Origin of the sequence: Pseudomonas sp. SHLD1, assembly GCF_028640935.1 — a bacterium.
In the GTDB taxonomy this organism is placed as follows: domain Bacteria; phylum Pseudomonadota; class Gammaproteobacteria; order Pseudomonadales; family Pseudomonadaceae; genus Chryseomonas; species Chryseomonas aestiva.
Genome location: NZ_JAQZAD010000013.1, coordinates 318,792 through 343,714, shown reverse-complemented (window position 1 = coordinate 343,714; position 24,923 = coordinate 318,792). Strand labels below are relative to the sequence as shown.

Genomic DNA, 24,923 nt, shown 5'->3' with positions numbered 1-24,923 from the left:
TTCACCGCCGGTGCCTACAACAATCACAAGAGGATGCCTCATGCCCCAGACGAAGCCCCCCCTGTCCCTCGGCCTCATCGGTACCGGCCGCATGGGTACCTTCCATGCCACCGCCCTCGCCCGGCACCTGCATGGCGCTCGCCTGGTCGCCCTGGCCGATCCGGCGCCCGGCGCCGCGGCGCGACTCGGCGAGACGCTGGACGTCGCGCATATCCATACCGATCCCCAGGCGCTGATCGACAATCCTGCCGTGGAAGCCGTGGTCATCGTCGCCCCGGCCCGCAGTCACGCCGAGCTGGTGGTGGCCGCCGCCCAGGCCGGCAAGCCGGTGTTCTGCGAAAAGCCCATGGCCGTGACCCTGGAAGAGGCCGACCGGGCCATCGCCGCTTGCGCTGAAGCAGGGGTCGCCCTGCAGGTGGGTTTTAATCGGCGTTTTGCAACCAGTTTCCGGACCGCCCACGAGCTGATCAGCCAGGGACGCATCGGCACGCCTCAGCTGCTGCGCTCGCTCACTCGCGATCCGGCGCTGCACGATCCGGCGGCGGTAAAACCCTGGACCATCTTCCTGGAAACCCTGATCCACGACTTCGACACCCTCAACTTCTTCAATCCGGGCGCCCGCGCCGTGCAGGTCTACGCGGTGGCCGACGCCCTGGTGCGCCCCGATTTCCGTGACCGCGGCTTGCTGGACACCGCCGTGGTGACCCTCCGCTACGACAACGGCGCCATCGCCACCGCCGAAGCGAATTTCCAGGCGGTGTATGGCTACGACGTGCGCGGCGAGGTGTTCGGCAGCGCGGGGATGCTGACCGCCGGGGACGCCCGGACCAGCGAGCTGGTCTGCTACGGCGCCGAAGGCATCAGCCAGACCACCCAGCGCTCCGACGCCGAGTTGCTGCGCGACGCCTACCTGGCCGAGCTGCGCGCCTTCGTCGATGCCGTGCGCGAGGGCACCCCGGTTCCGGTGGGCGGCAACGATGCCCGGGCGGCGCTGGCGATCGCCCTGGCAGCCATCGAATCGGTGCAGACCGGCCAGCCGGTCGCCGTCGCGGAGTGAAGCCCATGACCTCATCGCCCTTCATCCTGGCCGTCAGCGCCGAAATGGTCTTTCTCGACCTGCCCTTCGTCGAGCGGGTCCGCCGCCTGCACGCCCTGGGCTTCGCCGTGGAGATCTGGGACTGAACGCGTCACGACATCGACGCCCTGGCCGCCACCGGCGCGCGCTTCACCTCCATGACCGGCTATGTCTCAGGCGATCTGGTGAGCGCCGAAGGCCGTGCCGCCCTGCTCGCCAGTGCCCGGGAATCCCTGGCCGTGGCCGAGCGCCTGGCGTGCCCCTCGCTCAATCTGCATGGCACCGGCCTGGACCCGCGCGGCTTGCCGGTCAGGCCACTGGTCGAGGTGGGCGGCCATCACTGGCTGGCGGCGCGTGACACCCTCGCCGAGATCGCCCGCCTGGGCGAGTCCGCTGGCCGGGTCTTCCTGCTGGAGAACCTCAATACCGCCGTGGACCATCCCGGCGTGCCCTTCGCCCGCGCCGAAGACACCCTGGCCCTGATCGAGGCGGTCGCCAGTCCCTACCTGCGGCTCAACCTGGACCTCTACCATGCCCAGATCGGCGAAGGGAACCTGATCGAGCTGATCCGTCGGGCCGGGTCGGCTATCGGGGAAATCCAGGTAGCCGATGTCCCGGGGCGCTTTGAGCCGGGGACCGGCGAGATCCACTACCCGGCCATTGCCCGGGCCCTCGCCAGGCTCGGCTATCGCGGTGTGGTCGGCCTCGAAGGCTGGGCTGCCGAAGGTGATACCGAGCGTGCGCTGGAGCGCTTCAGAACGGCCTTCACCCTGTAATCCCCGATAGATGTTTTCGCTCGCATAACAACAAGAGGAACTGAACATGCTGCTTCGCAACCTGCTGTGCGCCGCCTTCGCCCTCGCCCTGACACCCCTGGCCCTCGCCGACTACCGTATCGGGGTCAGTATCGCCAAGGTCGACGACAACTTCATGACCTATGTCCGCCGCAATTTGGAGGAGGCGGGCAAGGCGGAAAAGATCAGCCTGCAATTTGAGGATGCCCAGGGCGACGTCGTTCGCCAGCTGAACCAGGTGCAGAGCTTCCTGGCGCAGAACGTGGATGCCGTGATCGTGCTGCCGGTGGACACCGCCGCCACCGTCAACATTACCCGCGCCGCGACCACGGCCAAGGTCCCACTGGTGTACGTCAACCGGCGTCCGGACGATCCCAAGCTGCCCGCCGGCGTGGTCGCCGTGGCCTCGGACGACCAGCAGGCCGGGCAGTTGCAGGGGCAGTTCATCGCCAAGCAGCTGAACGGCAAGGGCAGCGTCGTCCTGATCATGGGCGAGCTGACCCAGAACGCCACCCGCGGTCGCTCCGAGGGTCTCAAGGAAGCGCTCAGGGCTTACCCCGACATCAAGGTGATCGCCCAGCAGAACGCGGATTGGGACCGCAGCAAGGGCATGGACCTGACCAGCAACTGGCTGACCGCCGGGACCCATTTCGACGCCATCGTCGCCAACAACGACGAGATGGCCATCGGCGCCGCCATGGCGCTGCAACAGGCCGGAATGGGCAAGGGTCAGGTTCCGGTGGTGGGGGTGGATGGTCTGCCCGACGGTCAGGCGGCCATCAAGCGCGGACTGCTGGCCGCCTCGGTGTTCCAGGACCCCCGCGGCCAGGCCGTGCAGGCGGTGCAATCCGCGCTCAGGATGATCCGAAAGGAATCGGTCCAGGCGGATGTCTGGGTGCCGTACGAGCTGATCACGCCCGGTAACCTGGCGGATTACACCGCTCGTTTCAAATAGCGACTGGGCGCGCGCCAGCCTGAACGCTGGCGTCCCGAAAGGGTACGGGGCGCTGTCGGAAAAGAGCGATCACCCTGCGCGAACGCCCCTGGAAGGCTGAAAACCGAGTCCCGGGGCAGCTCAGCCCCGCGTCCGGCGGCAGCAAGGCTTCATTGCCGGTCCCTTGCGCCTCCGGCGAGCCGCTCGCCCACCGTCAGGGCCAGTCCTTTACCAGCGACCTGAAGTAGAGGGTGAAGATCAGCCGTACATCCATGAGCGGCGAGAAGATGTCCTGGTCACGAAGGATGCCAGCCAGCGTGCCGCAAAACAGGCTATGCAGCTGTAGGCTGGCACTTCTCGGCGTCACCGCGGCCCGCAGACGCTGCTCTTGGCCGTCGAAAAGGCGTTCGACGAGCGCTACGAATTCGCGGGTCAAGGCATTTTCCCGCTGTTCGACTTCCTGCAGTTCCAGCGTGAATTCGCAACGGTGCATCAGGATGGTCATGACTCGACGCTCCCGTCCCGGCTGAACGAATTTCTCCATGCACTCGACGCACAGTTCGTACAGCCTCATCAGGCAATCGCCTTCCCCATCCGCACTCAGCTGTTGGGTGACTTCGTCAAGCGGAATGCGGATGCGATTGAGCATCTCATGGACCAGCTGCCCCTTGTCCCTGAAGTGCCAATACACCGCTCCTCGAGTGAGCCCGCACTCTCTGGCGATCATTTCGAGGCTGGTGCGTGAGACACCATTGGTGAGAAACAGCGCCTCGGCTGCATCCAGAATGGTCTGCCGGGTTTGCTCAGCGTCTTCCTTCGTACCGCGCATGGGTCTCTCGTTTCAATGGCCTCTGTTTCGCCAGCTTAACGTCTAGCCGGCCTTTTACAAACATTCTTGCATGTATGCTTCCATGGACTGTCTTCCGGTATTCCCGGACGATGCGTGCTCGTCTGACCTGGGAACTACTCAGGTGCCATCAGCCCAGGCAGGGGTTCTGGACAGCGCCTGAAGAAAAACAGGAAGAGCGCCTTCTCTTCCTGGTGGACTCAATTGTTATCTGAAACGACGCAGGGAACGCCGCTCCTACCGCTATGCGAGTCCAAAAATCATGTGCACCGCCGCGAGCATGGGCTGCCGGGACACGCGGGCCTGTATGTTCAGCAACTATCAGGCCCCCAGCCAACGCCTGAACAGCACACTGGCGTTCACCCCACCGAAACCGAAGCCATTGGACAGGGCGTAGTCGATCGCCAGCGGTCGAGCCTGCAGGGCGACGAGATTCAGGCCTTCGGCAGCCGAATCGGGGTGCTGCAGGTTCAAGGTCGGCGGCACGATCTGGTCGCGCAGCGCAAGCACGGTGAAGATGGCCTCGATACCGCCCGCGGCACCCAACAGATGCCCAGTGCTCGACTTGGTCGAGGTGATGGCCACTGGGGACGCGTCGCCAAAGACCGCGCGGATGGCCGCCAGCTCGCCCTTGTCGCCCACCTGCGTGGAGGTAGCGTGTGCGTTGATGTGCTGGACCTTGGTCGCGTCGATCCCGGCCTGGCGCAGCGCCTGCTCCATGGCGCGACGGGCACCGCTACCGTCTTCCGGGCCGGCGGTGAGATGGTAGGCATCGGCGCTGGTACCGTAGCCCACCAGTTCGGCCAGCGGCGTAGCGCCTCGTGCCAGGGCATGCTCCAGGGTCTCGATCACCAGCAGCCCCGCGCCTTCGGCCATGACGAAGCCGTCGCGATCCCGGTCGAAGGGGCGCGAGGCCTCCTGCGGACGCTCGTTGAATCCCGTGGACAGGGCCCGGGCGACAGCGAAGCTACCCAGGCTCACGCGGTTGATGGCCGCCTCGGCCCCGCCGCAGAGGGCGATATCGGCTTCGCCGCTGCGGATCAGCCGGGCGGCGTCGCCGATGGCCTGGACACCGGCGGCGCAGGCGGTGATCGGCGCGCCCAGCGGACCGCGGAAGCCGTGCTGGATGGAGACGTTGCCCGCCGCCATGTTGGCCAGGAACGAGGGCGCGGTGAATGGCGAGAGTCTTCGCGGACCGCGGGCGTCGGTGGTCCGCACCGCCTCGGCGATGGCGCCGAAGCCGCCGACGCCGACGCCAGAGGCGATGATGGTCGCCGTTCGCTCCCGTTGCGCCTCGCTGGTCGGCTGCCAGCCGGCCTGATCGAGCGCTTCCTTGGCCGCCACCAGAGCGAACTCGATGAAACGATCCATCTTCTTCAGGTCCTTGGCGGCGATGGCCACCAGGGGGTCGTAGCCCGCCTCCGGATCGTCGGCGCGGCTCGGGACCTGACCGGCGATGAGACTGCCCACCCCGTCGCTGACTTCGGCCGGCAGCAGGCTGAGGCCCGAGCGCCCCGCCAGCAGCCGCGCCCAGACGGCGTCGGTGCCACAGCCCAGCGGACTGACCGTTCCCAGGCCGGTCACCACGATGCGTGTTCTGTCGTTGACTTGCATTGCCTTACCTCTTTTCTCGATGGACGAGGCGCCTGCGGGCGGCCTCGTGTCTTGTTCGCGTCCGATCACGGCGCAATTGCCAGGTCGGAGGACAGGGAATCACCGCGGGCGGGTGGCCTGATGCGGAACCAGATCGCATACATGGCCGGCAGGAACACCAGGGTAAGCACCGTACCGGCGAGGGTGCCGCCGATGAGGGTGTAGGCCAGGGTGCCCCAGAACACCGAATGGGTAAGCGGAATGAAGGCCAGCACCGCCGCCAGCGCCGTGAGGATCACCGGTCTTGCGCGCTGCACGGTCGCCTCGACTACCGCCTGGAAGGGTGGCAGGCCGTCCTGCTCGTTCTGGTGGATCTGCCCTATCAGGATCAGGGTGTTGCGCATCAGGATGCCCGACAGCGCGATCAGCCCGACCAGGGCGTTGATACCGAAGGGTTGCTGGAAGAGGATCAGCGTAGGGACGACCCCGATCAGCCCCAGCGGGCTGGTCATGAAGACCATGATCATCGCTGCCATGGAACGTACCTGCAGGATGATGATGAGCAGCGTCAACGCGATCATCAGCGGGAAGATCGGCAGCATCGCCGCCATCGCCTTGCCCGACTCTTCGATGGCGCCCGCCTGCACGATCCGATAGCCCGCCGGCAAGCGCTCGATGATCGGCTGCAGCTGCTTGAGCACGGCAGTGGAAACGTCTGGCGGTTGCAGCTCTTCGGCGATATCGCCGCGCACCGTGATCGTCGGCACCCGATCGCGCCGCCGCATGAGGGGCTCTTCCATCTGCACCTCCAGGTCGCCGATCTGCGACAGCGGAATGCGTTGGCCCTGGGCGCCAACCAGCGTCAGATCGCGCAACCGCGCAGGATCGAGGCGAACGTCGCCCGCCGCGCGCGCAACCACCTGGACGGTACGAATGTCTTCGCGCACCGCCGTAACCGGCACGCCGCTGAGCAGGAATTGCAGCTGCTGCGCCACGGAGCTCGAGCTCAGGCCTAGCGCCTGCAGGCGATCCTGCTGCAACTTGAAGCGCAGGACCGGCGTACGCGTGCCCCAATCGCTGTTGACGGTGCGCATCAGCGGACTGGCGCGCATCACCTGCTCCACCTCCCCCGCCACCCGCCGCAGCACCTGCGGGTCGGGACCGCTCACGCGAAAGGCGACCGGGAATGGCGAATAGGGCCCGAACACCAGTTGGGTGACCCGCAGCTGTGCCTCCGGCGCGAGTCCGGCGGCAATGGCGTCACGCAGCCGCAGCTTGAGAGCTTCGCGGGCCTCGGGATTGTCGGTGCGGATGATGATCTTGGCGAAGGACGGATCCGGCAGTTCCGGGCTCATGGCGAGAAAGAAGCGGGGTGCGCCCTGTCCGATGTAAGACGTCACGATCCGGGCGTCGTCCTGCTGGGCGAGCCAGGCCTCGACCTTGGCGGTCGCCCGCTCGGTCTCGGTGATCGAGGTGCCATAGGGCATCTGCACCTCCACCATCACCTCGGGGCGATCGGAGATGGGGAAGAACTGCTTCTTGACGACAGCCATGCCCAGGATGGCGGCCACGAGCAGGCCGATCACCAGCAGCGCGACCAGCCACTTGCGCGCAATCACCTGGCCGAGAACGCGGCGGAAGCGGTGGTAGCGCGGCGTATCGTAGAGCGCACCATGGCCACCCTCGACCGTCCTGGTCTCCGGCAGCAGCTTGACGCCCAGGTAGGGTGTGAAGACCACCGCCACGAGCCAGGAGGTGATCAGCGCGATGCCGACGATCCAGAACATGTTGCTGGTGTATTCACCTGCAGCGGACTGAGCAAAGCCATTGGGCATGAAGCCCACGGCGGTCACTAGAGTGCCGGCCAGCATGGGGGCGGCGGTATGGCTCCAGGCATAGGCCGACGCCTTGACCCGGCTATAGCCCTCCTCCATCTTCACCACCATCATCTCGATGGCGATGATGGCATCGTCCACCAGCAGCCCCAGGGCCAGGATCAGCGAGCCCAGGGTAATGCGATCGAAATTCTTGCCGGTGGCTGCCATGACGAGAAACACCGCCGCCAGCGTCAGGGGGACCGCGGCCGCCACGACGATGCCCACCCGCCAGCCCATGCTGACGAAGCACACCACCATCACCACCAGCAGGGCGACAAAGAACTTGATCATGAATTCGTCGACCGACGAGGCGATGTTGACCGCCTGGTCGGTCACCTTGGTCAGGCTCATGCCCAAGGGCATCTCAGCGCTCATGGCGCCAACTTCGCTTTCAAGGGACTTGCCGAGATCCAGGCCATTCCAGCCGTCGCGCATGACGATGCCCAGCAGGAGGGCCGGCTCGCCACCGCTGCGGATGACGAAGGTGGCCGGGTCTTCATAGCCACGCGTCACCGTCGCGATGTCCGCCAGCTTGAAGGTGCGCCCTCTGACGATCACCGGGGTGTCGCGAATGGCATCGAGCCGTTCGAAGGCACCATCCAGGCGAACAAAGACCTCGGGGCCGCGGGTTTCGATGGAGCCCGCGGGAGTCAGGACATTCTGGGCATTGAGCGCGGCAAAGATGTCCTGCGGTGCGACCCCCAGGGTCGCCAAGCGATCATGGGAAAACTCCACATGGATGCGTTCGGTCTGCTCACCCAGGATATTGATCTTCTTGACCCCCGGCACATGCAGCAGGCGCTGGCGCAGCGTTTCCGCCTCGCGCGCCAGCAGCCGCTGCGGCTCGCCCCGGGCCTTGAGCGCGAAGAGCGCGAAGGTGACATCGGCGTATTCATCGTTGACCATTGGCCCGATCACCCCGGCGGGCAAGGTCTTGGCTTCGTCACTGATCTTCTTGCGCGCCTGGTAGAACTCCTCCGGGACCTCGGCCGGCGGCGTTCGGTCGAGCAGCGTCAAGGTGGTGAAGGCCAGCCCCGGACGGGTATAGGTTTCCGAGCGGTCGTACCAGCGCAATTCCTGCAGGCGCTTTTCCAGCTTCTCGGCGACCTGATCCTGCATCTCCTGCGCCGTGGCCCCCGGCCAGGCCGTGATGATGGTCATGACCTTGACCGTGAAAGCCGGGTCTTCAGCCCGCCCCAACTTGAAGAAGGCCAGCACCCCACCGACCGAGATCAGCAGGATCAGAAACAGGGTGATCGAGCGCTCGCGGACGGCCAGCGCCGACAGATTGAATCGGCTGTCGCTCACGGCTGCTTTCCTTCCAGCGCATTGTTGGCATCTGCAGCCAAGCGGATCGTCTGGCCTTCGTGAAGCAGATGAGCGCCGAGGGCCACGACCCTGTCACCCGGCAGGAGGGGGCCGTCCACCAGGGCGGTGTCATCCGCCAGCTGGCGAACCTGCACGGGTACCCAGGCGACCTGCTCGGGCGAGCCCTGGATACGCCAGACCCCTGCGCCCCTGCCCTCGTCGTACAGAGCGCCCAAGGGCACCTTCAAGGCATTCGCCCGCGGCACGGACTCTTCCGGAATGCGCAGTCTCACCGTTGTGCCCAGGGGCGCATTGGCCAGCGCCCCTTCGAGCACATAGCGCGCCTCGAAGGTACGCGTCTCGCGGTCGGTGCTATCCGACAACTGCCGCAGCCGAGCCGGTCCCGGCTGTTGCGCACCGCCCAAACGGCTGGCTTGGGCCAGGGAGCCAAGTGCCGGACGCAAGGTCTCCGGTAGCTGGACGACGACCTCTCGGGCGCCCGCGCGAGCCAGGCGCATGACGATCTGTCCAGCGGCTACGACCTGCCCGGGCTCGGCCAGCGTATCGACCACGGTGCCCTCCGCATCGGCCACCAGGACGGCATAACGGCTGGCGTTGAGGGCTACCTCCGCCTGGGCTTCGGCAGCCTTGAGCTGGGCCCTCGCCGTATCCGCAGCCGCCTTGATCTGATCGTAGCCGGAGACCGAGATTGCCCCTGTACCTCGCAGGTCTCGATAGCGGGACTCATCGTCTGCCGCCTGGCGAGCCCGCGCCTGGGCCGCGGCCACGGCTTCGCGCTGTGCCTGCAGGGCCAGCTGCAGATCGATGGGATCAAGCTTCAGCAGCGGCTGCCCGCGCTTGACGAATTCACCGATGTCCACCAGCCGTTCGGCGACCTTGCCTGTCACGCGAAAACCCAGATCGCTCTGGATCCGCGCGGCGACGATACCGGTAAAGGTACGACCGGCGCTCTCGGCGGGCTCCGCCATCGCAACGCGCACCAAAGGCGCCTGCGTACGGGGATCGCCCTGGGAAGGGGCGTTGCACCCGCCAAGGGACAGCGAGAGGACTGTAGCCCCCACAGCGGCGGAAAGCAGACGGTGCGCGAACATGGAAGCTCCGAGAGGATGCCAGCAGAGCGCGCAATGTGATACCAGTGACCATTTTAGTCAATAGTCACAAAGCAATTTAAGGCGCGAGGCTGCGCAGCACCAGGTTAGCCACCTGGGTGGGAGCGACGTCGAAATGCTCGAAGCTGTGCTGCAGCATCAGCGGATTCAGATAGGGTCGAAGCACGAGATAGGTCGCCATCGTCACGTCGTCGATCGGCGTCTTGCGCTCGAACTGTCCTTCCCAGCGCCCCTGCACCAGGATCTCCTTGAGCAGCGCCTGCACCCGCGCTTCGTAGCCGATCGTGGCCGGCCAGCGACCCGACGCCGCCGAGATCGCGATTTCGTACAGCTTCCGATCGTCGGAAAACAGCTGCAAGGTTGCCGTCGCCAGGCTCTGGAACAGCCTTCTGAGCTTCTCGTGCGGCTGGTTGGTCGAAGTAACCGCGGCCCTGGCCTCTGCCTCGATTCGGCTCAGGCAATCCGCACAGATGGCCTCGCCGATCGCCTGCTTCGAATCGAAGAATTTATAGATGTAGGCCTTGGAAAATCCGATGCTCCTGGCGAGTTCGGACACCGTGGTTTTCTCGTAGCCATAAAGGCTGAAGTGTTCTTTCGCCGCCACCATGATCTGGTGGCGCACGTCGTGCTCGGCCGGTCCGCGGGCCTGGCCAGGTGAAACGGATTCGGTAGTCATGGAGAGAGGCGTTCCGGCAGTTGCAAAATGAAACGGAAGGTGACCAATATACAAATTAGTCACTAAAACCGTTCAGGCGTTGCTCAGGATAAAAGCCCATGCGTTCCAGACTCCAGATTATTCTGCTCACCAGCGCCACTCTGGCGAGCGGCTGTACCGTGGGGCCTGACTACCGCGCCCCTGAAGTTGCGCTCCCGGCAAGCTTCCAGCGGGAGCCGGTGCCAGCGCCCCTGGCCGATCAGGCGCTGGCTGGCTGGTGGGACCGCTTCAACGATCCGCTCCTGAGCCGCCTGGTAAACCAGGCCCTTGCGCAAAATCTCGACCTGGCTCAAGCCAACGCACGCATTACCCAGGCTCGCGCCGGCGTTACGGCGGCCAACGCCGCGCTGTTGCCAGTAGGCGACCTTGATGGCCAAGCCGGTCGTGCCTACCAGTCTCGGGAGACACCGCTTGGACGGGTGCTGGCTTCATCGCCCGGCTATGACAGGAGCGGCTCCTCTTATGAAGTCAATCTCGACGCAAGCTGGGAGCTGGACGTGTTCGGCGGCCTGCGCCGAGATCGCGAGGCCGCCCGGGCCGACTACCAGGCCACCCTGGCCGGCGCCCGCGCCGTGCGGCTGGCCGTGGCTGCCCAGACCGCTGATCTCTATGTCGGCATCCGCGGTCTGCAGACCCGCCTGGCGATCGCTCGGCGTCAGGTCGACACCCAGCAGGGGTTGCTGTCGATGGTCAGGCTATTGAACAGCAAGGACCTGGCGACCGACCGGGAGCTACGCCAGGCCGAAGGGGGATTGGCCGAGGTTCAGGCTTCGATACCCGGTCTGGAGTTCTCGCTGGAGCGGGCGATGAATGCGCTGGACGTGATGCTGGCGACACCACCTGGTACCTGGCGTGCCCAACTGGCTGGCGCCGCGTCCATCCCCAGCGGCCCCCGACTCGATACGGCAGGCACGCCTGCCGACCTGCTCCGGCGGCGTCCGGACCTGATCGCGGCCGAGCGCCGTCTCGCTGCCGCCAATGCCCGGATCGGCGCAGCGATGGCCGAGTACTATCCCAGGATCTCCCTGAGCGCCCTGCTCGGCAGCGCCACCACGATTTCCAGTGGCAACCTCTTCAGCCACGACGCCAATCAGGCGCTGGGTACCCTGGGCGTACGCTGGCGGCTGTTCGACTTCGGACGGATCGATGCGCAGATCCAGGCGGCCAAGGGCCAGGGTGCGGAATTGCTGGCGGCCTATCGGCTGGCGGCGTTGCGCGCCACCGAAGACGTCGAAGATGCCCTCACCAGCCAGCTGAAGCGCGAAGAGCAGGTCACTCTGCTGACGGCGGGCGAAGCCTCTCTCAGAAAAGCCCGACAGGCCTCCGCCCTTGCCTACCAGAAGGGCGTGGTACCCCTGGTCGACGTTCTGCAGGCCGATGAGCGCCTGCTACGCACTGCCGATGCACGTGCCCAGGCGCAAACGGCAGCAGCACAGGCGGCAGTAGGGACTTTCAAGGCGCTAGGTGGAGGCTGGCAACCCGCTTCCCCCGCCGCCTTGAGCCTGCGATAGGAGAAGACGACCGGGCCGGCCCGAGCGGCTGTCCGGTCCAAAAGCCTGGATTCTGCATCGCGACCTCGGCAAGGCGGCTGGCCATACTGGGTACCCATGGCCGGCACCGGCCAGCCTCCCAGGAAGACGACCCTTCCAGTCGTCCCATGCCAGCAGGTTGAGACACGCCCAATGCAACCCTTCGCCCTCTACCTCCTGCTGTGCGGCCTCACCATCGCCAGCCCCGGCCCGGGCGTACTGCTCACGACCACCAATGCGCTGCAGCTGCGGCTGCGCGGCGCCCTGCCGGGCATCCTCGGGGTGGTGCTGGGCATACTGCTGGTGGCCGTCCTGGCCAGCACCGCGCTCGGCGCCCTGGTGAGCAGCTCGCCGCGGGCCCTGCAGGGATTGCAACTGGTCGGCGCGCTCTATCTGGGCTGGCTGGGACTGCGGCGTCTGCGCAGTCCTGCGTCCCAGGGCCGGCAGCCTGCCGCCACGCGGCCTTCGGTCAGCGGTGCCAGACACCTCCTGCAGGGCCTGCTGGTGTCCCTGACCAACCCCAAGCTGATCCTCTTCTTCCTGGCGCTGTTTCCGCCCTTCATCCAGGCGGATCGCCCGGTGTTGCCGCAGCTGATGCTGCTGGTGGCGACCTTCTGCCTGATGAGCTTCATCATCCATTGCAGCTACGCCGGGGCAGCGACAGTCCTGAGCGCCCGCCTGACCTCGGGTACCACCCTCGCCCGGCTGCAGCGGGCCTCTGGCGCATTCTTTCTGGTGTTCGCCGCGCTGTTGCTGGGAGCGGCCCTGGGCGTTCCCAGCGCCTAGTGCGCGACCAGGGTCCGGCTGGCGTCGTTCGACGCTTCCCGTGGCCGTGACTGCTCCTGCCGCAAGGCCGCAAAACGCGCCGGGGACAGCGGCCGCTGCAGGTGGAAGCCCTGGGCCTGGTCGCATTTGAGGTCGGCGATGCGCGCCAGCTGGCCGGCGGTCTCGATGCCCTCGGCCACCACCGTCAACGACAGTGCCCGCCCCATGCTGACGATGGCCTCGACGATGGCGGCATTGCTCTCGCTCACCTCGATGTTGGAGACGAAGCTGCGATCGATCTTCAGGCAGTCGAAGGGATAGGTGCGCAGATAGCTCAGCGAGGAATAGCCGGTGCCGAAGTCGTCCATGGACAGCCGCACGCCCAGGGCCTTGAGCTTCTTCATCAACTCCAGGGCGCCCGCGGCATCGTCCAGCAGGACGTTCTCGGTGAGTTCCAGCTCGACCCGCGCCGGGTCGATGCCGGTGCGGTCGAGCACCTTGCGGATGCGTGCCACCAGATCATCGCGCTGGAACTCCAGCGGTGACAGGTTGATGGACACGATCAACTCTGGCGCCCACTCCAGCGCCTGACTGCAGGCTTCCTGCAGCACCCAGTCGCTCAGCCCCAGGATCAGCCCGGTTTCCTCCGCCACCCCGATGAATTCGGCGGGTGCCAGTCGACCGCGAGCGGGATGATTCCAGCGCACCAGCGCCTCGGCGCCCAGCAATCGCTGGCCATTGGCGGCGAAGCGCGGCTGGAAATCCAGCTCGAATTCCAGGCGCTGCAACCCAAGGCGCAACTCGGTCTCCAGCTGGCGCCGCTCGAGGATGCGCTGGTTCATGGTGGGTTCATAGAACCTCAGGGTGTTGCGTCCCGCCGCCTTGGCCTCGTACAGGGCGATGTCGGCATAGCGCAGTAGATCCTCGGCGCCATGGCCATCCTGGGGCGCCCGGGCGATGCCGATGCTCGCACCGATGTTGATGTCGTGCTCGTCGATGCGCATGGGCCGGCCGATGCCCTCCAGCATTCGGTTGCACAGCACGCTCACCTGCTCGGCGCTCAGGCAGCCATTCACCGCGATGACGAATTCATCGCCACCGATGCGCGCGACCAGATCGCCTTCGCGCACGCTGGCGCGCAACTCCCGGGCGACCTGGCAGAGCACCTGGTCGCCGGCGCCATGGCCGAGGGAGTCGTTGACCGGCTTGAAGCGGTCCAGGTCGAGGGCCAGCAGATGCAGCGGCTGACTGGCGTTGACGCCCTCGGCGAAGCGCTGCGCCAGGTAGCGGTGCAGTTGATGACGGTTGGCCAGTCCGGTCAGGGCATCGTGCTGGCTGATGTGTTCGATGCGCGCCTTGGCCTCGATCTCCTCGGTCACGTCGCACACCGTGCCGCGAAAGCCCGCCAGCAGACCACCGTTGATGATGGGTTGCGCCGTCAGCTGGCAGTACCTGAGCTTGGCCTGGGCGTCACGCATCTCGCAGCGCAGGGGGCGCCGGGTGCGGCCGGTCGCCAGGGGTGTCCTCGCCACTTCTTCCACCTGGCTCGGCGGATAGCCGAGCAGTTCGTGCAGCGGGCGGCCCAGCCAGTCCTCGCGACCGAAGCCGGTCACCGCCACGAAGCGCTCCGAGAGATAGACCAGCCGCTGCTCGGCGTCGCTCTCCCAGATCCAGTCGGACGAGGCCTCGGAAACGGTGCGGAAGCGCTGCTCGCTGTGCCTCAGGGCATCTTCGGCCACATCCGTCTGCCGTGCCGCCAGGCCGATCCGGCGGCGCAGGTACCAGACCAGCAGCAGCGCCAGACCACACATCGTCGCCAGCAACGGCAGGAACTGAGCCAGCAGGCGCTGCCCCATGCCATGCACCAGCCAGTGGAAGGTCACGACGATGCCCGGATCGGACTTCACCACCAGGGTCGGCCGCTCCGCCAGGGCGGGCAGTTCCCCTGGCTCCGCGGTCAGCCCGGGCAATTCGAAGGTCTGGCCGAGCTGGGCGAGCTTGTCCGGCGTGAGGATGTCGACGAAGACCATGTAGGACAGCCGCTTGAAGTCCTGGTAGGTGGCGTCCGGGCGGATGACCGCGGCCAGCACGCTGGCCGGCTTGCCCTCGATCAGGAAATAGCCCTGGGCATAGCCATCCTTGAGCGAGCGCTCCCGTGCCTGTGCCAGCAACCGCGCCTGGTCGTCGCCCAGCCATGTATCCAGTTGCAGCTTGCTGCGACCGCCGCCGACCACGGCGTAGCGCGTGACCCCAGTGGGCGCCAGGATGAAGGCGCCATTCACGCCATAGCCGCTATAGAGGGATGGCCCGACGTTGTCTTCTTCGTAGGCCCAGTTGACGTCGACCTTCTTGCTGGTCCGCGCATAGGCCTCCAGCCAGAAGGAATAATCCGTCAGCACCCGGCCCAGTTTGTCCAGCCGCGTCTCCAGCGCCCGCTGGGCATCCGCTTCGCTGTGATGGCGTTGCTGCTCGTCGATGCGCGCGCACAGGTCGAACAGCATCCACCCGGCCAGGGTGAAAATGAGGGTGACCAGGGCGAAGAAACCCAGGGAGGCCTGAAGGGCGACGCGGTTGAGTTGGGTAGGCACGGTAGCGACCTGTTGCAACGGTTGTACGAGGGTGCTGACGGCAGGCGGCCAGGCCGCAATCGTCTGCCTTTTATATCGGCACTGCTGTGACGGCCTTGAAGCGCCGGCATAAATATTCCGCAGAAACGCAGCCTAGAGCGCTTGTTTTGCACCATGGGTGTGCAACACCGTGCTGGGCGCGCCAGGACGGCGCAGCCTTGGCCAGGGCGCTTGCCCAAAAACGACAGGGGCGCTCCACTCGACCGGGCAATTGTTGACCTATCGGTCAGCTTTACCCACCATCGAGACATTCGAGACCAGGTGGAGAGCGGCCGTGATCAGGTTTCTGCTGGACCAGGAGTTGCGCAGCGAAGAGCAGCTCGACCCCAACCTCACCGTGCTGCAGTACCTGCGCGAGCGCTGCGGCAAGACCGGCACCAAGGAAGGTTGCGCCTCGGGCGACTGCGGCGCCTGCACCGTGGTGCTGGCCGAGCCCGACGGCGACCGGTTGCGCTATCGCACCGTCAACAGTTGCCTGACCTTTGTCGCGGCGCTGGACGGCCGGCAGCTGATCAGTGTCGAGGACCTCAAGCACCAGGGCCGCCTGCACAGCGTGCAGCAGGCCATGGTCGACTGCCACGGCTCCCAGTGCGGCTACTGCACCCCGGGCTTCGTCATGTCGCTGTTCGCCCTGCAAAAGAACGTGGCCGCGCCCGATGACGCCATGACCCACGAGGCCCTGGCCGGCAATCTCTGCCGCTGCACCGGCTACCGGCCGATCCTGGCCGCGGCCGAGCAGGCCTGCGCCGGGCGGCAGCCGGATCAGTTCGATGCCCGCGAGCAGCAGACCCTGGAACGTCTCCAGGCCCTGGCGCCTACGCCCGCTACGCGCCTGGAAGGAGACGGTCGACGCTGCCACAGCCCTACCAGCCTGAGCGAACTGGCCAGTCTCTACCTGGCCCATCCCGAAGCGCGCCTGCTGGCCGGCGGCACCGACCTGGCCCTGGAGGTCACCCAGCAGCATCGTCGACTGGAAACCCTGATCTACCTGGGCAACCTGCCCGAATTGCGTGGCCTTACCCTGAGCGACGAGGTTATCGAGATCGGCGCCGCCACCCCGCTGGCCGATTGCGCCGCCGCCCTGGCCGCCGACTACCCGGACTTCGGCACCCTGCTGCAGCGCTTCGCCTCCCTGCAGATCCGCAACCAGGGTACCCTGGGCGGCAATATCGGCAATGCCTCGCCCATCGGCGACAGTCCGCCCCTGCTCCTGGCGCTGGGCGCCAGCGTGCTGCTGCGCCAGGGCGAACGGCTGCGCGAACTGGCCCTCGACGACTTCTTCCTCGACTATCGCAAGACCGCCCTGGAGCCGGGCGAATTCATCCAGGCGGTACGGGTGCCGCGGTCACGCGAGGGCCTGATGTTCCGCGCCTTCAAGGTGTCCAAGCGGCTGGATGACGATATTTCCGCGGTCTGCGCCGCCTTCGCCGTGGAACTTGAGCAGGACCGCGTCGCCAGCGTGCGCATCGCCTATGGCGGCATGGCGGCCACGCCCAAGCGGGCGGCGCGCTGCGAACAGGCGCTGCTCGGCCAGCCCTGGAACGCCGCAGCCATCGAGTGCGCCGTCCAGGCCCTGGCCGAGGATTTCGCCCCGCTGTCGGATTTCCGCGCCAGTCGCGAATACCGCCTGCTGACGGCGCAGAACCTGCTGCGCAAATGTCACCTGGAAACCACCCAGCCCGCGCTCGCCACGAGGGTCACCGCCCATGTCTAGCACCCTGCCCGCCCGCACCCCCGAGGAAATGGCCGCGGCCTTCGCCGTCGGCCTGGCCACCGGCGTCGGCAAGCCGCTCAAGCACGAGAGCGCCGACAAGCATGTCAGCGGCGAAGCCGTCTATATCGATGACCGCCTGGAATTTCCCAACCAGCTGCACGTCTATGCGCGGATGAGCGAGCACGCCCACGCGCGGATCAGGCACATCGATCTCACGCCCTGCTATCAGATCCCTGGCGTGGCCCTGGCCATCACCGCCGCCGACGTACCCGGCCAGCTCGACATTGGCGCCGTATTGCCCGGCGATCCGCTGCTGGCCGATGGCAAGGTGCAGTACCTGGGCCAGCCGATCCTGGCGGTGGCCGCCAGCAGCCTGGATGCCGCCCGCCGCGCCGCCCAGGCCGCCCTCGTCGAATACGAGCCGCTGGAGGCCATCCTCGACGTCAGGGAGGCGCTTCGCCGCGAGCACTTCATCTCACCCAGCCACAGCCATCGGATCGGTGACGCGGCCGCCGCCCTGGCCGCCGCGCCCCATCGCCTGCAGGGCGAACTGGCCATTGGCGGCCAGGAACACTTCTACCTGGAAACCCAGGTGGCCTCGGTGATGCCCACCGAAGACGGCGGCATGCTGGTCTATTCTTCCACCCAGAATCCCACCGAGGTGCAGAAGCAGGTGGCCGAGGTGCTGGGGGTGTCGATGAACAGGGTTACCGTCGACATGAGACGCATGGGCGGCGGCTTCGGCGGCAAGGAAAGCCAGGCCGGCATGCCCGCAGCGCTCTGCGCGGTGTTTGCCCATCTCACCGGGCGCCCGGTGAAGATGCGCCTGCCGCGATTCGAAGACATGCACATGACCGGCAAGCGCCATCCCTTTCACGTCGAATACGACGTCGGGTTCGACGAAGAGGGTCGCCTGCTGGGTATCCGCTTCGAACTGGCGGGCAACTGCGGCTATTCGCCCGACCTGTCCAACGCCATCATCGACCGCGCCATGTTCCATGCCGACAACGCCTACTTCCTCGGCAACGCCCAGATCACCGGCCACCGCTGCAAGACCCACCTGGCGTCCAATACCGCCTACCGCGGTTTCGGCGGCCCCCAGGGCATGCTGGCCATCGAGAACGTCATGGACGCCATCGCCCGCCATCGCGGCCTGGATCCGCTGGAGGTGCGCCGGCGCAACTACTACGGCAAGGAGACGCGCAACGTCACCCACTACCACCAGGTGGTGGAAGACAACCTGCTCGACGAGATGACCGCGGACCTGGCGGCCAGCAGCGACTACCAGACCCGCCGCGAAGCCATTCGCGACTTCAACCGGACCAGTCCCGTACTCAAGAAGGGCCTGGCGCTGACCCCGGTGAAATTCGGCATTTCCTTCACCTCTTCATTCCTCAACCAGGGCGGCGCCCTGGTCAACGTCTACACCGATGGCAGCATCCACCTGAACCATGGCGGCACCGAGATGGGCCAGGGGCTCAACACCAAGGTCGCCCAGGTGGTGGCCGAGGTCTTCCAGGTCGACATAGCCCGCATCCAGATCACCGCGACCAACACCGACAAGGTGCCCAACACCTCGCCCACCGCGGCTTCCAGCGGCACCGATCTGAACGGCAAGGCCGCCCAGAACGCCGCCCAGACCATCAAGGACCGCCTGATCGACTTCGCCAGCCGCCACTTCCACGTCGGCTCCGAAGAGGTCGACTTCCGCAACGGTCACGTCCGGGTGCGCGACCGGCTGCTGAGCTTCGAGGAGCTGATCCAGCTGGCCTATGTCGGCCAGGTGTCGCTGTCCAGCACCGGCTACTACCGCACGCCCAAGATCCACTACGACCGCGACCAGGCCCGCGGTCGGCCCTTCTACTACTATGCCTTCGGCGCCGCCTGCTCCGAGGTGCTGATCGACACGCTCACCGGCGAATACCGCCTGCTGCGCACCGACATCCTCCATGACGTCGGTGCCTCCCTGAATCCGGCCATCGACATCGGCCAGGTCGAAGGCGGCTTCGTCCAGGGCCTGGGCTGGCTGACCATGGAAGAACTGGTGTGGAACGACGCCGGCAAGCTGCTCACCGCCGGCCCTTCCACCTACAAGATCCCCGCCGTGAGCGATGTACCACCGGACCTGCGCGTGCGGCTGGTGGAGAATCGACAGAATCCCGAGGCCACGGTGTTCCACTCCAAGGCCGTGGGCGAGCCGCCGTTCATGCTCGGCATCTCGGTGTGGTGCGCCCTGCAGGACGCCGTGGCCAGCGTGGCGGATTACCGCTTCCATCCCGCGCTGGACGCGCCGGCCACCCCGGAACGGGTGCTCTGGGGCGTGGAGCGCATGCGTCGCCTGGCCGCCGAGGCCTCGCCCGCCCCGGTCCCCGCCACGGAGGAGCCGGCATGAACACCAAACGTGGCTGGCTGGCCTTGCTGGCCGATTTCGAAGCGCGGGGCGAGCCCTGCGTGCTGATCACCGTGGCCGACGAGCAGGGCTCCACGCCCCGCGAGGCCGGCACCAAGATGCTGGTGGGCCGGGAAGAGCAGCACCTGACCATCGGCGGCGGCCACCTTGAATACCGCGCGGTGGAGATCGCCCGGGAAATGCTCGCCGCCGGTACCCGCCAGCCGCGCCTGGAGCGTTTCTCCCTGGCCGCCAGCCTCGGCCAGTGCTGCGGGGGCGTCACCACCCTGCTGTTCGAACCCCAGCTGGCGCAGGACGTCCCGGTAATCGTCTTCGGCGCCGGCCATGTCGCCCGCGCCCTGGTGCCGCTGCTGGCCGGGCTGCCTTGCGCGGTGCGCTGGGTGGATTCGCGCGCCCAGGAATTTCCGGCCGTCCTGCCCGCCGGCGTGGAAAAGCGCCTGACCGACGAGCCGGTCGACGAGATCGCCCGGATGCCGGCGGGTGCCTACTACATCGTCATGACCCATAATCACCCCCTGGACCTGGAGTTGACCGACGCCATCCTCGCCCGCGGCGACCATGGCTATTTCGGTCTGATCGGCTCCCGCACCAAGTGGGCCAAGTTCCACCACCGCCTCGCGGCGCGCGGCCACGGCGCCGACCGCCTGGCCACGGTGCGTTGCCCGCTGGGCCTGCCCGAGGTCCAGGGCAAGCTGCCGCTGGAGATCGCCATCGCCGTGGCCGGCGAGGTCATCGCCCACTACGGCCGCCAGGCCGAGCAGGCGGATCTGCCCCTGCGTCTGGTCACCGCCACCCCCAATCAGCGCTAGCCCTATCCGAGATCGTTATGACCGCCATCGCCCATCGCGCCGCCCTGCTCCACAGCCTCGCCGACCCGGCCGAGGTGGGGCTGGACGCCTCCCACGAATACCATGCCGACGGTCTGCTGCTGGTCGCGGACGGCCGCATCCAGGCCATGGGCCCGGCCGCCGAGTTGCTGTCCACCCTGCCCGCCGGCACCCGGGTCATCGAGCATCCCGACGCCCTGATCACCCCCGGCTTCGTCGACACCCATATCCACTATCCGCAGACCGGCATGATCGCCAGCTACGCCGAGCAGCTGCTCGACTGGCTGGACACCTACACCTTTCCCACGGAGGGCACCTTCGCCGATCCGGCCAAGGCCGCCGAGGTGGCGGAGATTTTCGTCGGCGAACTGCTGCGCAACGGCACCACCACCGCCCTGGTGTTCGGCAGCGTCCATCCGCAGTCGGTGGACGCCTTTTTCGAGGTCGCCGAACGCCTCGACCTGCGCATGATCGCCGGCAAGGTGCTGATGGATCGCAATGCTCCCGACTATCTGCAGGACACGGCCGCGTCCGCCTATGCCGACAGCAAGGCGCTGATCCAGCGCTGGCACGGCAAGAGCCGGCTGCACTATGCCGTCACCCCACGCTTCGCCCCCACCAGCACCCCTGAACAGCTGGCAGCCGCCGGCCGCCTGCTGGCCGAACACCCGGACGTCTACCTGCACACCCACCTCTCCGAGAATCTCAAGGAGATCGACTGGGTGAAGGCGCTGTTCCCGGAGCGGAACAACTACTTGGACGTCTATGACCACTTCCAGCTGCTCGGCCCGCGCTCGGTGTTCGCCCACGGCATCCACCTCTGCGACGCCGAATGCCAGCGCCTGCACGACACCGGGTCAGCGGTGGCGCATTGCCCCACCTCCAACCTCTTCCTGGGCAGCGGACTGTTCGATCTCGAGCGGATGGAAGCCTTCAAGGTCAACGTCGGCCTGGGTACCGACGTTGGCGCCGGCACCAGCTTCTCGCTGCTGCAGACCTTAGGCGAAGCCTACAAGGTGCAGCAACTGCGCGGCCATCGCCTGCATCCCTTCAAGTCGCTGTACCTGGCCACCCTTGGCGGCGCCCGCGCCCTGCGCCTGGACGACCGCATCGGCAGCCTGGCCCCTGGCCACGACGCCGACTTCGTGGTGCTCGACCTCAAGGCCACCCCGCTGCTGGACTACCGTCTACAGCAGGCGAAGAGTCTGGAAGAAACCCTCTTCGTCCTCACCACCCTGGGCGACGACCGGGTGATACGGGAGACCCATGCCGCCGGTCGCCGGGTACACAGTCGCGACGCCTGATACCGTCACCTCGTAGCGTGGAAAACCGCGCAGCGTTTTCCACGGATGGAGCAAAACGGCACCGATGGGCTTCGCCGATGGAGCGGAGCCTCCACAACCCAATCGGCCGGTCACCGTAGGTTGGGTTGAGCGTCAGCGAAGCCCAACAAACCACGCCGCACGCCCAACCAATACCCACAAAAAACCGCCCCGAGGGGCGGTTTTCATTTTCAGCCTAAGCCGACTCAACTGCTGCGATAGCGCTCCAGCCAGTGGGCGTAGGGCGCCGGCAGCACCCAGGACGGCTTGTCGACGCCCAGAGCCTTGGCCGCATAGTAGGGCCAGTGCGGATCGGCGAGGTGGGCGCGACCTACCATCACCAGATCCAGCTGCCCATCGGCCACCACCTGGTCGGCCAGCGCCGGGGTGTCGATGTTCCAGGCCGAGGCCACCTTGATGCCGGTGGCCTTGCGTACCTGTTCGGTGACGGGTGCCAGCAGCCCCGGGCCCCAGGGGATGTTGGCGGTCGGGGTGGAGAAGCCGATGCTGACGCTCAGCAGGTCGAGACCTTCGCGCTTGAAGCCCTGGGCCAGCTCGATGGATTCAGCCAGAGTTTCTTCATCGCGACCGTCGTATTCGATCACGCCGAAACGGGCGGTCAGCGGCAGGTGCTCCGGCCAGACCTGGCGCACCGCGGCTAGGGTTTCCAGCAGGAAGCGACTACGGCCGGCCAGATCGCCACCGTACTGGTCGTCGCGCTGGTTGGAATGCACCGAGAAGAAGCTCTGCGCCAGGTAGCCGTGCGCGAAGTGCAGCTCCAGCCACTCGAAGCCGGCCTCATAGGCACGCTTGGCGGCATCGACGAAGTCCTGGCGGACCCGGGCGATGTCGTCCAGGGTCATGGCCTTGGGCACCTTGGGCAGATTGGCGCCAAAGGCCACCGCGGACGGGGCGATGGTATCCCAGCCACGGGCGTCGTCGGCGGCGATGTGGTCATCGCCTTCCCAGGGGCGGTTGGCGCTGGCCTTGCGACCGGCATGGGCGATCTGGATACCGGGCACCGAACCGGCGGCCTTGATCGCCTGCACCACCGGCACGAAGGCCTGGGCATGGGCGTCGGACCAGATACCGGCGCAGCCGGGAGTGATGCGGCCCTCCGGCGAAACAGCGGTGGCCTCGACGATAACCACGCCGGCACCGCCGCGCGCCAGGCCGGCATAGTGCACCTGGTGCCAGTCGTTGATCACGCCGTCGACGGCGCTGTACTGGCACATGGGCGGGATGGCGATGCGGTTGCGCAGCGTCACGTCCTTGAGGGTGAAGGGTTGGAACAATGCGGACATCTGAGCGGTCTCCAATGAGGCGGATGCTGTTTCGTTATTTCGATATTAATCGAACATAACATAATCGCCAACCCCCGGTGTATGATTAGCGCATGCGCCCTTTCAAACATCCCAGTCCCGACGAATTCTCCCTCGAGCGCCTGTTCCATGCGCTCAGCGATCCCGTGCGTCTGGACATCGTCCGCTACCTGGCGCGGGTCGCCGAGGCCACCTGTGGCGAACTCGACGGGGGGCGTCCGAAATCCAGCATGTCGCACCACTTCCGCGTCCTGCGCGACGCCGGCCTGGTACACACCCGCAATGCCGGTACCACGCACATGAACCAGTTGCGGCGCGACGACCTGGATCAGCGTTTCCCCGGTCTGATGGCAGCCATCCTGGCGCAATCCTCCGATCCGGTGATCAAGCCGGACTAGCTCGGTCGTGGGGCAGCCCTAGCGGCGAAACCTCGGAATCGCCCCCTGCCCTTGCTGTCCCGTGCTGGTCGTCGGCTGCCGCTTCGGCTGGTCTGGGCGCTGGGAACTCCCGGGGGCCTTTTTCGCTCTTCCCGGTATGAAGGTTGCAAAAGACAAGGGCAGCACCGACGCTGGACGCTGCCGGGAGGTAGACGATGGGCAAGCACTGGGGATTGGCGACTGCACTCGCAGGTGTCGCCACGCTGCTCGCCCTCGTACCCAGCCCTGAGCCCATCGCCGAGGCGCGGGGCATCCAGAGGGTCATTGCCTTTGGCGACAGCCTGATGGACTGCGGCACCTTCGGCCACATCTACGCCACCAATCCGGGGCGTACCTACCCCCAGGAAATCGCCGACGCCTATGGTATCGAGCTGGGCCCCAATCGTCAGGTGGAAGGCTATGGTCACGAGGGTCCGAGCGATCCCGACGGCCTCTGCTACGCCGAGGGCGGCGCCGTAACCGGCAGCTTCACCGAGCCAGGCTTCGACCACAACGAGGCGCCGCTGGCGTTCTCACAGCAGATCCGCAACTTCGAGATGCAGCATGGCCGCTTCCGCCAGCAGGATCTGGTGCTGGTGCAGATCGGTGGCAATGACATCATCGGCCCCTTCTACGACAAGAAACTCAAGGCCGCGCTGATGGCCGATGCCCCGCTGCCCCCGGAGGTCCGCGAGCAGGTCGAGGCCCGGATCCGCCATACGGCCATGAACGAGGTCAAGCTGCTGCGCTACCTGTTGAGCCTGGGTGCCCAGCGGCTGGTGGTGCTCAACAACACCGACTACGGCAAGGCGCCCTATCTGGAGCCCTGGACCGAGCAGGTGGCGCAGCGTAATCATGATCTGGTGAAGCTCTACAATGACACCCTGCAGGCCAACCTGCCGGCCGGAGACCGCCTGCTGCTGGTGGATGCCTACCGGGTGATGGAAGAGGTCTTCGCCCACTACGGCAACTATGGATTCACCCATGCCGAAGGCGATGCCTGCCTGCCCGGTCGCGAATTCTGCGATCCGGACAGCTACGTCGAACCGGGCGCTGACCAGGCCTATATCTTCGGCGCCCGGGGTCATTTCGCCAGCCGTACCCACAGCATGCTGGCCCAGGTGGTGCTGGAACGCATCGCCCAGACCTGGCCCGGCAGTGCGGTGCCGGACCGACCACTGCTGGCCAGCGCCCGGCTGAGCAACGAGCCGACCTTCCACTAGCCTTAGCGGATCCGCGCCCTGGCCTGGTGCCGGCTCACCCCTGCGCGCACCGCCGCAGCGCAGTCTTGCCTAACTGCCGCGATAGGTCGAATAGCTGTAGGGCGAAACCAGCAGCGGCACATGGTAATGCGCCGCCTCATCGGCGAGGCCGAAGCGCAGGATCACGGTGTCGAGAAATGCCGGTTCCTCCAGCGTCGTCCCCCGTCGCCGATAGTAGTCACCCACCGAGAATTCCAGCTCGTAGGTGCCCGCCGTGAAGGCTTCGCCCTGCAACAACGGCGCATCGCCGCGGCCATCGGCATTGGTCCGCCATTCACCCAGCGCCTGCCGCGACACCCCATCCAGGCGGTACAGACGGACGGCGATATCCGCGCCGGGGCAGCCGCCGGTGGTGTCCAGCACATGAGTCGTCAGGTAACCGCCAGGGGATGAAACGGACATGGAAGAGCTCCTGCAAGGGGATGATCCAGCCTAGCAGTTTTTTGCCCGGCGATT

Annotated in this window: 18 protein-coding genes and 1 pseudogene; 11 read left to right on the top strand and 8 right to left on the bottom strand. The window is 66.5% G+C overall.

The features are described 5' to 3' along the window. Positions 1-40: 40 nt before the first annotated feature. The 3 genes and pseudogenes from PVZ77_RS07010 (at position 41) to PVZ77_RS07000 (ending at position 2,824) form a co-directional block, all read left to right on the top strand. Complete coding sequence (locus PVZ77_RS07010; RefSeq protein ID WP_273806075.1) at positions 41-1,057, top strand: Gfo/Idh/MocA family oxidoreductase; 1,017 nt, start codon at positions 41-43, stop codon at positions 1,055-1,057. 5 nt (positions 1,058-1,062) lie between these two features. Then, positions 1,063-1,851: pseudogene (locus tag PVZ77_RS07005) on the top strand (TIM barrel protein). Between the two features lie 46 nt (positions 1,852-1,897). Further along, positions 1,898-2,824, top strand: coding sequence for a sugar ABC transporter substrate-binding protein (locus PVZ77_RS07000; protein WP_273806074.1), 927 nt, complete (start codon positions 1,898-1,900; stop codon positions 2,822-2,824). 193 nt (positions 2,825-3,017) lie between these two features. Here the strand turns inward: PVZ77_RS07000 and PVZ77_RS06995 are convergent, their stop codons facing one another. The 5 genes from PVZ77_RS06995 to PVZ77_RS06975 form a co-directional block, all read right to left on the bottom strand. Next, a complete protein-coding gene (locus PVZ77_RS06995) occupies positions 3,018-3,632 on the bottom strand; it encodes a TetR family transcriptional regulator (protein WP_273806073.1) in 615 nt (204 codons plus the stop codon). A gap of 339 nt (positions 3,633-3,971) precedes the next feature. Continuing rightward, positions 3,972-5,264, bottom strand: a complete 1,293-nt coding sequence (gene fabF / locus PVZ77_RS06990) for a beta-ketoacyl-ACP synthase II (RefSeq protein ID WP_273806072.1) — start codon at positions 5,262-5,264, stop codon at positions 3,972-3,974. A 65-nt stretch (positions 5,265-5,329) separates the two neighbouring features. Then, positions 5,330-8,428 (bottom strand): efflux RND transporter permease subunit, encoded by a 3,099-nt coding sequence (locus PVZ77_RS06985; protein WP_273806071.1) that lies wholly within the window; start codon positions 8,426-8,428, stop codon positions 5,330-5,332. Next, a complete protein-coding gene (locus PVZ77_RS06980; RefSeq protein WP_273806070.1) occupies positions 8,425-9,540 on the bottom strand; it encodes an efflux RND transporter periplasmic adaptor subunit in 1,116 nt (371 codons plus the stop codon). The genes PVZ77_RS06985 and PVZ77_RS06980 overlap by 4 nt, the downstream gene beginning before the upstream one ends. A 76-nt stretch (positions 9,541-9,616) precedes the next feature. Then, positions 9,617-10,234, bottom strand: a complete 618-nt coding sequence (locus PVZ77_RS06975) for a TetR/AcrR family transcriptional regulator (protein WP_273806069.1) — start codon at positions 10,232-10,234, stop codon at positions 9,617-9,619. 98 nt (positions 10,235-10,332) lie between these two features. Between PVZ77_RS06975 and PVZ77_RS06970 the strand changes: the two genes are divergently transcribed. Both PVZ77_RS06970 and PVZ77_RS06965 read left to right on the top strand, forming a co-directional pair. Then, entirely contained in the window at positions 10,333-11,784 is a 1,452-nt protein-coding gene (locus PVZ77_RS06970; RefSeq protein WP_273806068.1) for an efflux transporter outer membrane subunit, read from the top strand. A gap of 96 nt (positions 11,785-11,880) precedes the next feature. After that, entirely contained in the window at positions 11,881-12,588 is a 708-nt protein-coding gene (locus tag PVZ77_RS06965; protein ID WP_443218036.1) for a LysE family translocator, read from the top strand. On the opposite strand, the gene PVZ77_RS06960 is transcribed toward PVZ77_RS06965, so the two are convergent. Then, positions 12,585-15,155: a bifunctional diguanylate cyclase/phosphodiesterase gene (locus PVZ77_RS06960; RefSeq protein WP_273806066.1), complete on the bottom strand. Its 2,571-nt coding sequence runs from the start codon at positions 15,153-15,155 to the stop codon at positions 12,585-12,587. The two genes, PVZ77_RS06965 and PVZ77_RS06960, sit on opposite strands and share 4 nt — an antisense overlap. A 313-nt stretch (positions 15,156-15,468) precedes the next feature. On the opposite strand from PVZ77_RS06960, the gene xdhA reads away from it, so the two are divergent. Genes xdhA through guaD form a run of 4 tightly spaced genes read left to right on the top strand, consistent with a single transcriptional unit; the run spans position 15,469 to position 21,449 of the window. Continuing rightward, positions 15,469-16,908, top strand: a complete 1,440-nt coding sequence (gene xdhA / locus PVZ77_RS06955; RefSeq protein WP_273806065.1) for a xanthine dehydrogenase small subunit — start codon at positions 15,469-15,471, stop codon at positions 16,906-16,908. After that, on the top strand, positions 16,901-19,300 hold the full coding sequence (xdhB, locus tag PVZ77_RS06950) for a xanthine dehydrogenase molybdopterin binding subunit (RefSeq protein ID WP_273806064.1): 2,400 nt from the start codon (positions 16,901-16,903) through the stop codon (positions 19,298-19,300). The genes xdhA and xdhB overlap by 8 nt, the downstream gene beginning before the upstream one ends. Further along, positions 19,297-20,127, top strand: a complete 831-nt coding sequence (xdhC, locus tag PVZ77_RS06945; RefSeq protein ID WP_273806063.1) for a xanthine dehydrogenase accessory protein XdhC — start codon at positions 19,297-19,299, stop codon at positions 20,125-20,127. Before xdhB ends, xdhC begins: the two co-directional genes overlap by 4 nt. Positions 20,128-20,144: 17 nt before the next feature. Beyond that, positions 20,145-21,449: a guanine deaminase gene (gene guaD, locus PVZ77_RS06940; RefSeq protein ID WP_443218035.1), complete on the top strand. Its 1,305-nt coding sequence runs from the start codon at positions 20,145-20,147 to the stop codon at positions 21,447-21,449. A gap of 224 nt (positions 21,450-21,673) precedes the next feature. Here the strand turns inward: guaD and PVZ77_RS06935 are convergent, their stop codons facing one another. After that, on the bottom strand, positions 21,674-22,771 hold the full coding sequence (locus PVZ77_RS06935; RefSeq protein WP_273806062.1) for an NADH:flavin oxidoreductase/NADH oxidase: 1,098 nt from the start codon (positions 22,769-22,771) through the stop codon (positions 21,674-21,676). A 92-nt stretch (positions 22,772-22,863) separates the two neighbouring features. On the opposite strand from PVZ77_RS06935, the gene PVZ77_RS06930 reads away from it, so the two are divergent. Both PVZ77_RS06930 and PVZ77_RS06925 read left to right on the top strand, forming a co-directional pair. Beyond that, positions 22,864-23,187 carry an ArsR/SmtB family transcription factor gene (locus PVZ77_RS06930; protein ID WP_133861023.1) on the top strand — a complete coding sequence of 108 codons (324 nt, stop codon included), beginning with the start codon at positions 22,864-22,866 and terminating at the stop codon, positions 23,185-23,187. 194 nt (positions 23,188-23,381) lie between these two features. Next, entirely contained in the window at positions 23,382-24,428 is a 1,047-nt protein-coding gene (locus PVZ77_RS06925; RefSeq protein ID WP_273806061.1) for an SGNH/GDSL hydrolase family protein, read from the top strand. 69 nt (positions 24,429-24,497) lie between these two features. On the opposite strand, the gene uraH is transcribed toward PVZ77_RS06925, so the two are convergent. Further along, positions 24,498-24,869, bottom strand: coding sequence for a hydroxyisourate hydrolase (uraH, locus tag PVZ77_RS06920; protein ID WP_273806060.1), 372 nt, complete (start codon positions 24,867-24,869; stop codon positions 24,498-24,500). Between the last annotated feature and the right edge of the window lie 54 nt (positions 24,870-24,923).